Source organism: Cohnella suwonensis (assembly GCF_042655365.1).
In the GTDB taxonomy this organism is placed as follows: Bacteria; Bacillota; Bacilli; order Paenibacillales; family Paenibacillaceae; genus Cohnella; species Cohnella suwonensis.
In genome coordinates, this window is the sequence record NZ_JBHSMH010000058.1 from 1 (window position 1) to 14,262 (window position 14,262).

Genomic DNA, 14,262 nt, shown 5'->3' on the forward strand with positions numbered 1-14,262 from the left:
AAAAGGCGACTTTTCATCCAATAAATGGGATGAAAAGTCGTCTTTTCGTTTAATCATTATTTCTTACTTCGAAAAATCGTAAGTTCTTCAGTGGCCTCGATATTACCCGCTAGGGCTTCTTTTTTGGTTCCGCGATGCCGGAGGTTCCGAAGCGGAATGCACGGCGTTAACCCGATCGCTCGAACCGGTACTCCGAGCCGGCTAAATTCAATCGATCCCCTTCCCGAAGGGGGTACCATTCATAGGGCGCCATCGGCTTATCGTTCAGCTTGCTTCCGTTTCTGGAACCGAGATCCTTCGCCTTCCACGTGTTCTCCTCGCGGACGAGTTCGACGTGGGCGCGCGACACTCCTTTCGTCTCGTCGACGTGTTGCGCCGCTTCCGCCGATCTTCCGATGACGACTGACGCTCCGCCTAGCGGAACGCGGCGAACCGTCTCCGACGATTGCCAGATCAGGCAATACGTTTCTCCCGGATCCGTCGGACGTTCATCTTGAAGGAGCATCGTGCGCGACTCCCGACCGGGCAGCCATGTCGTCGCCGGCGGTTCGGAGCGTTCCCGGTCTTGCCTCCTTGCCGGATCATCGTTAGCCATGAGGCGCGCAGATTCTGCCGGACTTCCCCGTTCCCGCTCGTCCCGAAAGCTTGGAAATCTGGAATCGAATGCGGAATCGCCGAAGATCGGCCGTTCGTCGGCTTCTTCCTCGTAAAATCCCTGCCGCGAATCCATTTCGTTCTTGGAACGCGCATAAGGATCATCATCCTTTGTCCGTCCCCCTCTACTTTCCGAACTTGCGGAACTTGCGGAACGCGCGCCGTTCCATAAATACGCCACGACGGCAATGACGGCTAACGTCAATCCGGCGCAAACGATGAGTCTGGCGTCCGATCCGCCGCCATAAGCGAATCTCCATAAACATGCGATGAATACGGCCGCCGAACAGCCGATCAACGTCTGCCATCTGCCCAAGTCGATTCTAGTTGCCGGTCCTCGGTCGCCGAGCTCCGCTAATGCGTTGCCGTCCGAGACCTCAGCGTGATGCCCCCAAGGAGAATCTCCGTGATTGCCCCATAGCTCGGATTCCGGATGCAGCGCGTCCGAATCGGGCTGCAGCAAATCCCACGACCGGGACTTGCCATCCGCCAAAGCCGAATTTCCCTTGCGGTTATCAGATCCTTCTTCCGTTCTGATCTCCTTGTACGGCAGCTCCCCTTTCCGTTCGTCGAAACGGAAGGACGAAAGATCTGCCGCATTCCCGCCTCCTCCTCCGGCTAAATAATCCCTCGCGTAACGGCATAACGCGATCGGAACGAACCCCGGGCTACATACGAGCCGAAGGAGCGATTGCATCGCGCGGCCGTCGGGTTCCTCGACTCTCATCACCCATCGGATGATGAGCCTTTCCATGTCGTCGGCGCGAAACAGAGTAGGCATATCGATCGGTAAGTAAATGAATTTAAGGTCTGACCAGCTCTCTCCGACGAACATGTACTCGTCGAGCAACCGGATTCTATCCGCGTCCAACATGTAGTGCCTGCAGCTTTCCAACGTCTCGCCCAGCGCGCAAAGCGCCCCCATCAGCTCCTCCATCGTCCAACGAGAGGTCCGGAGCGCTTCGGAAAGCATTCGGTTGCCCCCCAAGCCGTAGCGGAGCGATAGATTGCCGTCCTGTTCGATCGTTTCGAGCTGCAGCAATCCCGGTATCTCGCATCTTTTCATCATCTGTAATTGCACATCGTTCATCTCTTCTCGGGCAAACGGAGGGTCGCGCTCCACGATCATATAATGCCCCCTGTTTTGCTCGAACCTGGCGGTAAGCTTGCTCATGCGCGTGCTATCCCTCCCCTAGCAAGATAAAGAAGCCCGGAGCGACGGCGAGCATGAAGGGAAAATGAACGCCTCTGCCGCCCTCCGCGGGATGTTTCCCCCAAGGCCATTTCCACTTCGAAGCCCTGCCCCGGATGACCGGAAGGCGAAGAACCAGCAGCAGGCAGGCGAAAGCGCCCGCGATCCAGATCGACAACACGAGTAGCTTCAACGTCGCCGCCGGTCCCGCCCAAGTCCCGTAAGCACCGAACCACTTTACGTCGCCGCCCCCAATGCCTCCGAACCGATTCATCGCGTATAGCGGCAGGAATCCCGCAGCCGCGCCCCATGCGGACAGTGCCAGCCCGTCTGCGCCGTGGAAAATCCATTGGGATGCGAACCCGCACGTCGCGAACGCGATCGTGAGCGCGTTCGGTATTCTCAGCTTGCGCACATCCGTCCAGCAAGCAGCGGCAAGCAGCGCTCCCGTGCCCGCGAGGGACCAATCGACCATCAAGTTCCCCCCTCTCGCTACTGCGTCTTCTTCCCCGCGACTTCGAAGGCATGCTCCCAACCGACGCCTGAGCCGTTCGTTACTTTTAGGCTCCACGTGCCCGGCGTCGTGTTGCCGGATACGTGCCAAGTCCATGCGACTTGGCCGGATTCGTCCGCCGTCGCGCTACCCAAGTGCTTCGCCTGGCTTAATCCGCTTTTGTACAAAATCGACAGATCGACCGTCATGCCCGGCTTCGTCCGAATGACTAGCGTCGCTTTGCGTCCAAGCTGTACGGGATTCGGATTTAAAGAGACGAAGGCGACTTCGAATGCCTCCTCCTCCCCCTCTTTCGCAATGCGCGACTTCGAAGGACTGCCGCCGATCCATGCTCGTTCCCGGGCGGAAGAACGGAGCTTAAGCTGCCGTCCCAGAAACGGCACTTTCATCGGCAAATCGTACTCCGCTTCGATCGTCACGTAGCCGGCGGAAGGATCCTGCTCATCCGGCAGTTCGACGTTCGTGACGCGTATTCTCGAAGGATCGATGACGTCATCGTCGACGAAAGGCTTCAGGAGCTCGCCGAATGCGATTCGGGCCGCATGCTGTTCCAGCGAGAACGACGCGTTCGACGCTTGCTCCGCCCAGTCTTTCATCGGAGAGGGAAGCCACTTCCCGTATCGGCCGATCGTCTCGCGGACGCTCATCCACTTCTCGTTCCATCGCTCGACCTTCTCGTTCAGCTCGGATTCCCTCGCCTGTCCGATCGCCATGGAAACCGGGTACCAAGCGGATGCCGCTTGCCGGGCTGTTTGGGACAGCGCGCCGTGAAGCGCCATAGAGACGATCGCCGTTTGCGCCATGAAGACGAGAAAGACGACGAACAACAAGAAGATCGGCATGACCATCGCCGTTTCAAGCGTGACGCTTCCGCGCTCCGACAAACCCGCAAAGCCACTTCTTCTATAAATAAGAGCTGTCCGCAACGTACGTCGCCTCATAACGGTTCCCCTTTATCGTCCCTCCGGCCTCTCCCTGCCGCCCGAGCTTCTTCAAGATGCCCGGATAAAACCACAATCGGAACGAGGCGGTCGCCTCTCCCCTCGTATACGTATAAGCTCCCGAGAAATCCACGCCCGACGCATGCTCCATCACGGAGATCATTCGGGAAGCCGCTCCCGAGGAGCCTCCGTGCGCCAGCAAGAACAGACGCAAATAATCGGCGTAGTAAGTATCCATCTTCGCGTATTTGGAGAGTTGTATTTTACCGCTTGCCACGAGTCGGCCCATATCGAGCGTCGCGTTGGCGATGCCGTAGACGAGCGCGGCGGCCAAGACGAGCAGCGGGTGGCCGAACGAACGGCATTCGATCAGTCCCTCCATTGTCCGGATGGCTAACCGGAGCCCGAAAACTTCGCCGTATGCCGCGGCGATATTGCCGGACGGATTAGGAAGACCATAGAGGATATACTCCGCTTCCTGAAGATGAAGATCGAGCGAGGGGTTTCCTCCCTCGAGCAGTTCCTTCACAAGGGAAGGATCATAGCTGGAGAACCTCGCCATCGCGTATTCGGAGAAATAAAGCTGATCCCTCGCCCCGGCGAGCGATCCTCCCAACGCTTCGAACATCCCGTCGGAAGAACGAAGCGCTTCGTCCCTGCCTTCAGACGGATCTCTTGTTATCTTCTTGCTCGCTTTATCCTCCTCCGCCTCGTTCCATTTCAGATTGGCGCGATAGAGGCCGTCCGCCTCGGCGAATTGCGCCTTCTCTTCTTCGTTGCCGGATACGCCGGCAAGCGTGCCGATAAAGTTCGCCGCGCCCGCCCATTGCGCTTCGGCTTGCTTCTCTTGTTCCTTGCGTTCCTTGTCGTTCGAGCGGTGCGCTTCCAGTTCCGCGGTTCGTTCGTTCCATACGGCGCCTTTCGGACCGTAAGTCCGACCGTATGCGGCAATGGCGCTTTGCAGCCGTTCTTTCCCGCTTCCGAGGGCGGTTGTTAGTCCCGTTGATCCGGGAACGGCGGCCAGCAACGAAGACAACGACGACATCTCTGCCGCTAACGCGGCTCCGCTCGCCCTCTGTCCGTCCGCTTCACTCTCGAAGGTTTCGAAGAACCCGGAATCCAGCACAAGATCCTTCGCGGATTGACGAATCTGCTTCAACGTGCCGTCGTCCACCGACGTGTCGTCCGACTTTTCCTCGGCGGGAAGACTATCGGCCTGCGCGACGATCGCTTTCATCTCCTCGTTCGCTTGCCGGGCTTTCGCGAGCGAGGCGTACGCTTCTTCCCGTGAGGACTCGGCTCCGTCTCGCAACCCGCTAGATTCGCCAATGAGCGAAGAAGCCAGCTCTCTCGCTTCCGATTCGAACGCCGCGACCGCGGCTTCGTTGCGCGGCCCCTCCTTTTCGTCTTCCTCGTCTTCTTCCGACTCTCCCGATTCCTCCTTTTGTTGCTCTTCTTGCTCTTGCAATCGAAGAGCTTCGCGCCTGGCCTCGTCCTCCTTCCGTTTGCTTACGTAGTCGTCATATCCGGTGGCGATGCCGGCGACTCTCCCTTCCAAGCCTTCGGCCCGTTCGGCGACTTCATCTCCTTGCTTCCGCAACACTTCCAATGCGTCATCGAATGCTTTCTCCCGCCTATCGTACGCTTTGCGCATTCTCTCCAGCACGTCGACCGTCTTCGCCGTTTCCTTCATCGCCCCGGCTATTCCTTTGAACCTGCCGGCAATCTCGATCGAAAGATCGATGGGCGCCTTATACTTCATCTCCTCCAGCACTTGCCTGCGAAATACGCGATGATCGGATAACGGGCGGCTTTCCGTTACGCCGGCCTCTCCCCATTTCAAATCCAAATAGGGCAACGCGCCCTTTCCTTCTTCCGCGGCATTCCCTTCCAGCGTTCGCCGAAACAGATCGTCCGCCGGTTCGCCCCCGCGGACGAACATGCCGTAACGATCGAAGAGCAACGGATCGTATGCCGCCAACGCGGATCGCACGCCCGACTTGACCGACAATTCGGCTTGCTTGCGGAAAGCGGCGATGCGGGCGTAATCGATCAACAAGCCTGCCAGCAGTACGAATGCCGCCGTCGCCGCGACGAAATAGACGGTCACTGCCCCCTCTTCGTTCCGTTTCAATCTTTCGCCCTCCCTACAGCTTCTGTTTCAACGCGTCCCCGGCCTTCTCCTTATAGGTATTCGCCCCCTCCGGCGAGCTTTTCATCTTGGAAGCGTAATACCGGATCAGCTCGAACGTGCGTAAGAACTCCGCGGGCTCGACGATGAGCGCCGTTACATTCATCTCCCGCTCGCGATCACCGCGAAGCCATCGGAGCGGACCGGGCATCTCCTCTGCCGGCCGTTCGACTCGGATTTCCCTCTTCAAGGCGATATTCCGGTATCCGATTTCCCCGCCGTCCATCCATCGCCGCGAATCGGACGCCCGCTTACGCAGCTTTTCTTCCGCTCCCGAGACGGAGATTGCGTTCTCCCCCGAATCCTGTCCGATGGCGACTTCGACCGATTCGTCTCCGGAAGCCAATCCGAATAATCCCTTCACCAGCGCATCGTCGGTCAATCGCCAATACAAGCCGTCGTACCGGCCTTCTTCGAACGCCCCCGTCTTCGTCTCTTTCGCGGAATTGGACCAAGCGTAAGCGGTCCGTTCCGCCGTGATCGACATCCCGTAATAGAGCGTCGAGCGGTGAAAGACGTACAGGGCGAACAATACCGAAAGCGCGGTCATCAGGAACACCCATGGCAATACCGCGGAAGCTTCAAGCGTCACGGATCCCGCTTCGTCCGGTCCTAGTCCTTGCTTTGTCTTGCCTTTCGCGCCTGCCATGCGGCTATTCGAAAATCGATTCCGATTTACCTTCGACGGAATCCATCAGATTGCCGAGAAACTCCAGTATCCAATCCTTGAACAGAATCGCCATAATAATTAACACCGCAGCGATCAATACGAGTTCGAGCGTACCCAGTCCCTCCTCGTCTTTCCACAACTCGTCTAGCTTTAACGATTTGTTCGCCCGCTTCCATCCTCTCGCCAACATCGCCCTCATCCTTCCTCATCCTTAATGATCGATTGCGCATTACTTTACACTCTCAGTTGCACATTCCGATAACCTGCCTACATCATCAACACCGCAGGCGCGCCCACGAGCGCCATAATAATCAGGAAAATGACGGTCAGCGGAAACGCCATTCGCGAGGAAGCTTGCTCCCCAAGCGTACGGGCGATCGCTTTTCGTTTCTCCCACATTTGTCTCGTCAGCTCCTTCATCGCCGGAACGAACGCGTCCCCTCCTCTGCGGGCATTGATGATCAGCGTCGTCGCGAATAGCTTGACCTCGGGAACGGCGCATCTCCTCCCCATCTCTTCGAAAGCGATCGTCATGCTTTCCCCTCGGCCGATCGCTTCCAACGCCGACTTCGCCTCGACGTACAACGGATGCTCGCGATCGGGAGCTTGTTCCACCGCTTTTGCGAAAGCTTTCATCGCGTTTTCCCCCGCGTCGACCATGAGCAGCAGCTTGCCTAGCAAATCCGGCAACGCCAACAAGATCGACTGTCGTCTCTTCGCGACCGATCCGGACAATTCTTTCAGTCGCAGGAAAGGCATGCATCCACCGAGCGCTAACCCGACAACCAACAAATTCGGTTTGTGTCCGATCCATGCCAGCAATGCCGTACCCGCCAAAGCGAAAAAACCAATGCCTGCGCTCTCGGCCGCCCAACCGACGAGTCTTTCGTTGGAACACGAGCCTCCGTGAAGCGTGGAGAGCAACAACCTCGGCCTCTGAAGCATCGGCGATAGCTTAACCGCGACCGGTTCCCAGCGGATCAGTACAACGAACGGATCGACACGCGGATTGAACCGCTTGCCTGCCCCTCGCTTAATCGCGAGTAACGCGAGCCACCCGTAGACGAGAAGAACGATCGCGAGTGTCGTTATCGCGAGTATGGCGCTCATAATTTGATTGCCATCAATCCCACAATCCAGCGGCCACAAACGAGCAGCAACGCCAGACAAGCGGTCAACAACAGCAATCCCATCCCTTTATGGAGCGGTTCCATATAGTCCGGCGCCATCAAGCCGAGAAATCCGACGAATGCGAAAGGCATGACCATCATGATCTTGGCTTCGAACTTCTTCTGCGCGACGAGAACGGACACTTCGATCTCCACGTCCATCTTCTCCCCGATCAATTGCGACGTCCTGCGGACGACCTCCACCAGATCTCCTCCCGCTCTCTTGCCAATGACAAACACCTCCGCGAAGCTTCTCGCCTCCTCCAAGCCGGAGCGCGCGGCGAAATCGTGTAACGCAACCTCGATCGGCTCCCCGTTCTGCAAGCGGATCGAGATCGTTCTTAGCTCGGCCAATAGATCGGAACGAGAGTCTCCGAGCAACAATAGCAGTTCTTTCTCGAGCGATAGCATGGCGTTCTCGACGGATCTCCCAGCCGACAGCAACGACGAAAGAGCGTGCAACGCTTCCTTGAATTGCAGGCGGAGCTTGTCTTTCCTCTTGCCGCCTAGCGACTTGGCGTAATAACGCGGATAAAGAAAACCGAGCGGGGAGGCCAATAATCCGGCGAACGCATGGCGATAGAGCATCCATGCCGCCGCGAAGCTGAACGCGCAGCCGAGCGCTATCGCCCAGCTTTTCTCGCCGGCGTTCAGCCGGTATATTCGATAATCCTTCATGTCGTCGCCTCCTCCGACATGCCGGCATGCGCCAGCTTGCGCACGTTCCTCAGCGATTCCTTGCGCGTCAATCGCCCGGCGATTCGTCCTTCTATTAACCCTGTCTCTTCGAAATGAAATAGCGTAGCCAATTCGACCTCGCCGTCCCGCATGCCAATCACTTCGCAAATCTCGGTCACGCGCCTGGAGGAATCCCTGAATCGGCCGAGATGGACGATGACGTCGATCGCGGACGCGATCTGTTTTCTGACGACGCCGATAGGCAGATCCGCCCCGCTGAGCACCATCGTTTCCAATCGGGATAACATGTCCCGCGCGCCGTTCGAATGGCCCGTCGACAAGCTGCCTTCGTGGCCGGTGTTCATGGCCTGCAGCATGTCGAGCGCTTCGGCGCCCCTGACCTCGCCGACGATAATGCGATTCGGGCGCATCCGAAGCGATGCGCGAATGAGCTCGCGAATGCCGATCTGCCCTTTGCCTTCGCTGTTCGCGTTGCGCGTCTCGAGCGATACCAAGTTGGCCGCTCCGCGAATTTGCAGCTCCGCCGCATCCTCGATCGTAATGATTCTTTCGTCGGCGGGGAGCCACTGGGAGAGCGCGTTCAGGAACGTCGTCTTCCCCGAACCCGTGCCGCCGCTAATAAACAAGTTGTACTTCGCCTCGATCAATCGGCGAAGGAAATCGGCCGCTTCCCGGGTAATCGCCTCCCGTTCGATCAAGCGTTCCATCGTCAGCGGACGTTGAGGGAATCTCCGAATCGTGACCGTCGGCCCTTTCAATGAAATGGGGGGCAACACGACATGGACCCTGGAACCGTCCGGCAACCGGGCATCGACGATCGGGGAAGATTCGTTCACGATCCGGTTCACCCGGCCGACGATGCTCTGAATTAGATCCTCCAGCCGCTCCGCGTTATCGAAGCCGATCGGTACTCGCTGAAGCTCGCCGCCCCTTTCGATATAAATCTCGTCGTGGGCATTGATCATGATCTCGGTGATTTCCGGATCATCCAATAACGGCTGCAGGGCATCGAGACCGCGGAACGAATGAAACACTCGGGATACGGCCGCTTGGCGCTCCGCCGCGGTCATCGCCCGGGTCGCCTGCCTGCGGAACAGCTCCTGTTCGATCAGTAACCGAAGCTCGCCGTCCGTAACCGAACTGTCCCAAGACAGACGCGATCTGACTGCTTCCCGCAGTTCAGCCAGTTCCTCTCGCGCGAGCCCGCTGAACGCCGCCATGAACGACTTCCCTCCTCGTCTTCTCGTTAGCGCCCTTCCCCGAGTGCCGGACGATGCCAAGATTCTCGCACATCCGTTCGACCGCGCCGGCGAAAGCAGCGTCCGCAAGCACTCTTGCGGGTTGATCGATCGCTTTCCAGTGAGGAATATACGGCAAAGCTACCTCCGTAAGACCGCAAGGCAGCGGCCATCGATTCTGCATGCCCGGACCCGCGACCGTGCCGGTCGCCTTATTGAGCACGAATGCACACGGCCCGAAGTCGCTTCCGGCTGCACCTTGCCAATAGCGATACAGCTTATCCGCTTTCAGAATCGCCTGCGCGTCATCGACGACCAGCCAGATCGCCAAGTCGCTCGCGCGAAGCAATTCGCGGTGCCAATCCCCCGCACCGGAATCGGGATCGATCACGATCGCGTCGTACATGCCCGACCGGCGCACGCCGTCGATGAGCAGCCCTATCGTCTCGGCTTGAAGAGCAAGCCGCTCCCCCGGATGCTCGGGCGCGTCCACATAATCGGCCCTCAGTTGGGGCTGATGCCGCTTCAACCGGCGGAACGCCTCTTCCCATCCTTGCGCTTCGCTCTGCAGCGCGTACATTAATCGGGAGAAGCTGTCCGGTTCCCCTCTGCCGAAAAGCAACGACGTCGCGTTGAGCGCCTCCAAATTCAAATAAAAAACGCGTAATCCCATTTCTCCCGCATGACGGACGATGTTTAACGCGACGGTCGTTTTGCCGGTACCGCCAGACGAGGAGAATACCGTTACGACCTGCGCGCCTCCGCTCCTTGCCGACGAAGGTTGGCTTGCCGTCTCCGACCTGATACCCGATAACAGCGAAGGCAGCGGCTGATATAACGCCATTGTCTCCCATTCCCCGCTTACCGCCCCCCCTTCAAAGCCCTCGCCTCGAACGTCCCGCTCCTCCGTTAGCACGATCGTTTTCCCCGCCGCGCCTCCCGCGTTCCGGAAGCCGATAACGAGCTCCCTCGTCCCGATCAACAAATCCGGCTTCCGTTCAAGCTCCATGCGAAGCGCGCTCGCGTTCGTGTAAGCCGACACTTCCCATCCCGGCTCCTCCTCGCGCAGAAACTCCGCCAGCTTCGCGACGTACTCCCGCTGCGTTGCGGCCAGTACGACCCTTAGTTCCATCCGTTTTCCCTCCTCTCCCGCGGAAAAACAAAAAACCGCAAACCCCGACTTTCGTCGAGATTTGCGGTGCTTCCGCAATGCGAATATGAATGTACCGATAAGATAACACGACCGCCACGAAGCGTCAACCTTATTTTTACAGTGAGTCCATACAGTTAGTCCTTGTCTACCAAGTCCCGTTTCAAATAACGCTCTAGCTCGTTCGTGATCTCGAACGTCGTCTGCCCCAAGTCGTAATTCTCGAAAGCGTGCTCGCAAGAAAACCGGTAGCTCATCTCGCGGTCGTAATGGCTGAGATGCTTTTCGATCGTCTCCTCCGGCAATCCCCGCTTACGTTCCCGTTCTTCCACCGTTCTTCGATCCGCGTACAGGAACAGCCGAACGACTTGATCTCCGTAAATGTTTTTCAGAATGCCGGCTCCTTCGTGATTCAAGATCAAGTACACCGAATCGCGGTAGTGAAGCTTGCTTTCGATATCGACGCTCCGTATGCCGTATTGATGGCCGTCGATCGCCACGCTTTCGAGAAATTCGCCACCGAGCTCCAACTCGCGGTATTTCTCGTGCGTAATGAAATGATAATCATGCCCATTCACTTCCCCCGGCCGCGGAGACCTGGTCACGAACGATACGACCTTCTCCATGCCGAACGTTTGTCCGACCGCTTCCGCGACGGACTTCCTTCCGGACCCGTCCGGCCCCGTAAATACGAAAATGTTATTTCTCCCGATCGATTCGCGCATGCGACGAACACCCTCCTTCCCCTTTGAAAAAGCGAGTTTTTTATCATATGCAGAATATTCGGATAATGGTTAAGTATAGACAATAGCAGCCGTTACCGTCAAACGTTTTCCCGAATCGGGCCGAATTCCACCGTTTTCCCGCATTTTCGACGATTTTCATCATCTATTCGCCATTGTGCTACTTGAGACCCAATGCTAGGCACATTTTCCCAAGATTAAGATAAGCTTAAAATTTCTACACTCATTGGAGGGACATGCTATACTCCTTCATGTCGACAAGTTCTACTACAGGAGGCTCGAAACGAATGAAGAACCCGATCAAAAAATTCATCATTAGCGCCGCTTGTTTCATGCTTATCGTAAGCGGAAGCGCCGTCGCCGGACAGCAATCGGCGCACGCCGCCACGAACGCGGTCGAATCGCAACAAACGGTAACGGCAAGCGCGACGTCCGCACAGAAAAAAGCCGCGATCATCGCATACGCCAAAAGCCTAGTGGGCAAAGTAAAATATAAGTTCGGAGTAAACAATCCGAGCAAGCTCATCTTCGATTGCTCTTCGTTCACGAAATACGTGTTCGCTAAGCAAGGCATCTCGCTCAAGTGGGGCTCCGCGGCGCAAAGCAAACAAGGCGTCTACGTATCCAAGAGCAACCTGAAACCGGGCGACCTTATTTTCTTTAGCGTCAGCAAGCCGGGCAGAATCAACCACGTCGGTATCTATATCGGCAACGGCCAATTCATTCACAACACGATCGGAAGCAGCTTTAACGGCATTCTGATCAGCAAGCTGAGCAATTATTCCAAACGTTACATTACCGCCCGACGGGTCGGTTAATGTCCGAACCCCCGCATGCCTAGAGCACCTAGAGCATGACGGGGGTTTTTCGCGCTTCTATTCCGTTTTTTTCTTAAACACGTCCCCGATCGCCCCGAGCGTTCCGAGCGCATCCGCTACGCTGACCGGAAGAAACACCTTGTTCGCCGGTCCTTTCGCGATTTCTCCGAGCGCTTCGAACGAGTAGTAAGCGAGCACGTTCTCGTCCAGTCCCGCGGACTGTAACAGCTCGATTCTCGACTTCTCCGCTTCCGCGACCGCTTGAATCGCTTTCGCCTGGCCGAGCGCTTCGAGCTCCTGCGCCTGCCTGAAGCCTTCCGCCTGGCGAATGCGCGCTTCCTTCTCGCCTTCCGCCTTCAAGATTTTGCTCTGCTTATCGCCTTCCGACCGAAGGATCAGATCCTGTTTCGCGGCTTCCGCCTCCAGAACGATCGCCCTTTTGCTCCGCTCCGCTTTCATTTGTTTGTCCATCGCTTCCTGAATGTCCGTCGGGGGCTTGATGTCGAGTACTTCCACCCGTTCGATGCGCACGCCCCACTTCTCCGTCGCTTCGTCGAGCGCGATGCGAATGTTCGCGGAAATCGTCTCGCGCCCGGACAGCGTCTCGTCGAGCTCCATGTTGCCGATGATCTGGCGCAGCGTCGCCGTCGTAATGTTCCGCACGCCGTATTCGTAATCCGAGATGCCGTATGTAGCTTGCTCCGCCGCGACGATCTGATAGAAAATTATCGTGTCGATATGCACTTGCACGTTATCTTTCGTAATGACGGTCTGCGGCGGGACGTTCGATTGCTGGATGCGCAAGTCGTGGTAAACGCGGACGTGATCGATGAACGGGACGAGAATGTTAACGCCCGGCGTCATCATCCGGTTGTACTTACCCAGTCGCTCGACGACGCCAACTCTCTGCTGCGGCACGATCTTGACGGACAAAACGACGATAAACACGATTAACGCGAGAATCAGGATGACGACGTACATCATTCCGGCTTCACTCCCCATTTTTGAACTTCGAGTACCGTCGTGCCACGGCTGATGACGAGAACGCGATCTCCTTTGTCCAGCTCGTCGAGCGAGGTCGCGCTCCACGTCTCGTTGCCGATGCGAACGATGCCGGGCTTCGACGGCACGATCGGCTCTAGGACGACGCCTTCCTTGCCTACGAGCTCGTGAATCGCGTCCCGGTAACCGCCCGTTTTCCTGAACCTCCTCGTCAACGGCTTCGTGAACAACGTGAGAACGAGCGCCGCGGCGGCCCCCGAGAGCGCCTGCGCGGCGAATCCGTCGGGCACGAACGCGGCGACGAACGCGGCAACGGCAGCTCCAAGGCCGAGCCAGAGCAAATAAAACGTCAGCGTCAGCATTTCCGCAATCAGCAACGCTCCCGCCGCGATCAGCCAGATCGTCCACCACTCCATGCGTTCGTCCCCCTTCCCTCTCTTCTTACATATGTACGGTTGTCGCTTGTTCTTATGACACTTCCTAACGAACGAATCTAATCTACGGCTTATTTGGCGACGACTCGTGAACGCGCTGCGAACCGTCGATTTAGAATATAACTGAATACGGATGTAATGATACGAACTTAGATCACCATCAACTACATGTCCCAATGCCGTAGATACCAACGATTGAACGTGCTCCTCCGCTTTGCGCACGGAACGGTTTTCTTAATCATTGTTAGTTGCGCCATATTTCCCATACATCACCGTGCTTCGATTACCTTTTCCTTACCTATCTCCGTTCTGCTACACCAACAACCTGCAAAAGTGCAGGTTGTTGGTCCCATTTTCGACGATCCGTACAAACAAAATGCAAATATGCATTTTATTAGGGCGTTTAGCATAAATGGTCCGTTTTGTTCTAAACAAACTGTACTCACTGCAGGTTGTTGAGCCGCTTTGACGAGATTGCCCTACAAACAGCACTTTTGCAGGTTGTTGGGACGAAGGACGAAGGAGAAGGGTCTGGGTGATGGCGAAAGAAGATTGATGCGGGCGGGTGAGTCAAGGCCGTTGTGAGGATTCGCGTTGGACTTGAGGATATGATGTTGTCGTCGAGGATTGAAAAATGGCTCGAGGATCTGAAGAAGTTGTGGAGGTTGAGGTTGGCTTGGCTATTTGAATCTACATAACTAACCCCCACAACGCAAAAAAAGCACCTCGCGGGTGCTTCCTCTGCCTTCATCAGCCCTGGTCGTCGACTTCGTCGACTGCTCGGGCATGCGTCCAGCCTGGCGGCGTCCTACTCTCCCAGGACCCTGCGGTCCAAGTACCATCGGCG

Annotated in this window: 14 protein-coding genes; 1 reads left to right on the forward strand and 13 read right to left on the reverse strand. The window is 57.0% G+C overall.

Annotated features, from left to right (window positions below):
• Positions 1-166: 166 nt before the first annotated feature.
• The 11 genes from ACFPPD_RS16650 to ACFPPD_RS16700 form a co-directional block, all read right to left on the reverse strand.
• Complete coding sequence (locus ACFPPD_RS16650; RefSeq protein WP_209751760.1) at positions 167-1,828, reverse strand: DUF6382 domain-containing protein; 1,662 nt, start codon at positions 1,826-1,828, stop codon at positions 167-169.
• 7 nt (positions 1,829-1,835) lie between these two features.
• Positions 1,836-2,321 carry an A24 family peptidase gene (locus ACFPPD_RS16655; protein WP_209751762.1) on the reverse strand — a complete coding sequence of 162 codons (486 nt, stop codon included), beginning with the start codon at positions 2,319-2,321 and terminating at the stop codon, positions 1,836-1,838.
• Between the two features lie 17 nt (positions 2,322-2,338).
• Positions 2,339-3,244 (reverse strand): TadE/TadG family type IV pilus assembly protein, encoded by a 906-nt coding sequence (locus ACFPPD_RS16660; protein ID WP_209751764.1) that lies wholly within the window; start codon positions 3,242-3,244, stop codon positions 2,339-2,341.
• A 19-nt stretch (positions 3,245-3,263) separates the two neighbouring features.
• Positions 3,264-5,435: a hypothetical protein gene (locus tag ACFPPD_RS16665; protein ID WP_209751766.1), complete on the reverse strand. Its 2,172-nt coding sequence runs from the start codon at positions 5,433-5,435 to the stop codon at positions 3,264-3,266.
• Between the two features lie 13 nt (positions 5,436-5,448).
• The gene (locus ACFPPD_RS16670) at positions 5,449-6,141 is read right to left on the reverse strand and encodes a hypothetical protein (protein ID WP_209751769.1); all 693 of its coding nucleotides are present in this window, start codon (positions 6,139-6,141) and stop codon (positions 5,449-5,451) included.
• Positions 6,142-6,145: 4 nt separating this feature from the next.
• Positions 6,146-6,361, reverse strand: a complete 216-nt coding sequence (locus ACFPPD_RS16675; RefSeq protein ID WP_209751771.1) for a Flp1 family type IVb pilin — start codon at positions 6,359-6,361, stop codon at positions 6,146-6,148.
• 68 nt (positions 6,362-6,429) lie between these two features.
• On the reverse strand, positions 6,430-7,272 hold the full coding sequence (locus tag ACFPPD_RS16680) for a type II secretion system F family protein (RefSeq protein WP_209751773.1): 843 nt from the start codon (positions 7,270-7,272) through the stop codon (positions 6,430-6,432).
• Complete coding sequence (locus tag ACFPPD_RS16685) at positions 7,269-8,009, reverse strand: type II secretion system F family protein (RefSeq protein ID WP_209751774.1); 741 nt, start codon at positions 8,007-8,009, stop codon at positions 7,269-7,271. The genes ACFPPD_RS16680 and ACFPPD_RS16685 overlap by 4 nt, the downstream gene beginning before the upstream one ends.
• Positions 8,006-9,250: a CpaF family protein gene (locus ACFPPD_RS16690; protein ID WP_209751776.1), complete on the reverse strand. Its 1,245-nt coding sequence runs from the start codon at positions 9,248-9,250 to the stop codon at positions 8,006-8,008. The genes ACFPPD_RS16685 and ACFPPD_RS16690 overlap by 4 nt, the downstream gene beginning before the upstream one ends.
• Positions 9,210-10,400 (reverse strand): P-loop NTPase family protein, encoded by a 1,191-nt coding sequence (locus tag ACFPPD_RS16695; RefSeq protein WP_209751778.1) that lies wholly within the window; start codon positions 10,398-10,400, stop codon positions 9,210-9,212. The genes ACFPPD_RS16690 and ACFPPD_RS16695 overlap by 41 nt, the downstream gene beginning before the upstream one ends.
• 155 nt (positions 10,401-10,555) lie before the next feature.
• Positions 10,556-11,143 carry a guanylate kinase gene (locus tag ACFPPD_RS16700; protein ID WP_209751780.1) on the reverse strand — a complete coding sequence of 196 codons (588 nt, stop codon included), beginning with the start codon at positions 11,141-11,143 and terminating at the stop codon, positions 10,556-10,558.
• Positions 11,144-11,448: 305 nt separating this feature from the next.
• On the opposite strand from ACFPPD_RS16700, the gene ACFPPD_RS16705 reads away from it, so the two are divergent.
• Positions 11,449-11,979, forward strand: a complete 531-nt coding sequence (locus ACFPPD_RS16705) for a C40 family peptidase (RefSeq protein WP_209751782.1) — start codon at positions 11,449-11,451, stop codon at positions 11,977-11,979.
• Positions 11,980-12,036: 57 nt separating this feature from the next.
• On the opposite strand, the gene ACFPPD_RS16710 is transcribed toward ACFPPD_RS16705, so the two are convergent.
• Both ACFPPD_RS16710 and ACFPPD_RS16715 read right to left on the reverse strand, forming a co-directional pair.
• Positions 12,037-12,963, reverse strand: coding sequence for an SPFH domain-containing protein (locus ACFPPD_RS16710; protein WP_378082675.1), 927 nt, complete (start codon positions 12,961-12,963; stop codon positions 12,037-12,039).
• Positions 12,960-13,397 carry an NfeD family protein gene (locus ACFPPD_RS16715; RefSeq protein WP_209751784.1) on the reverse strand — a complete coding sequence of 146 codons (438 nt, stop codon included), beginning with the start codon at positions 13,395-13,397 and terminating at the stop codon, positions 12,960-12,962. Before ACFPPD_RS16715 ends, ACFPPD_RS16710 begins: the two co-directional genes overlap by 4 nt.
• Between the last annotated feature and the right edge of the window lie 865 nt (positions 13,398-14,262).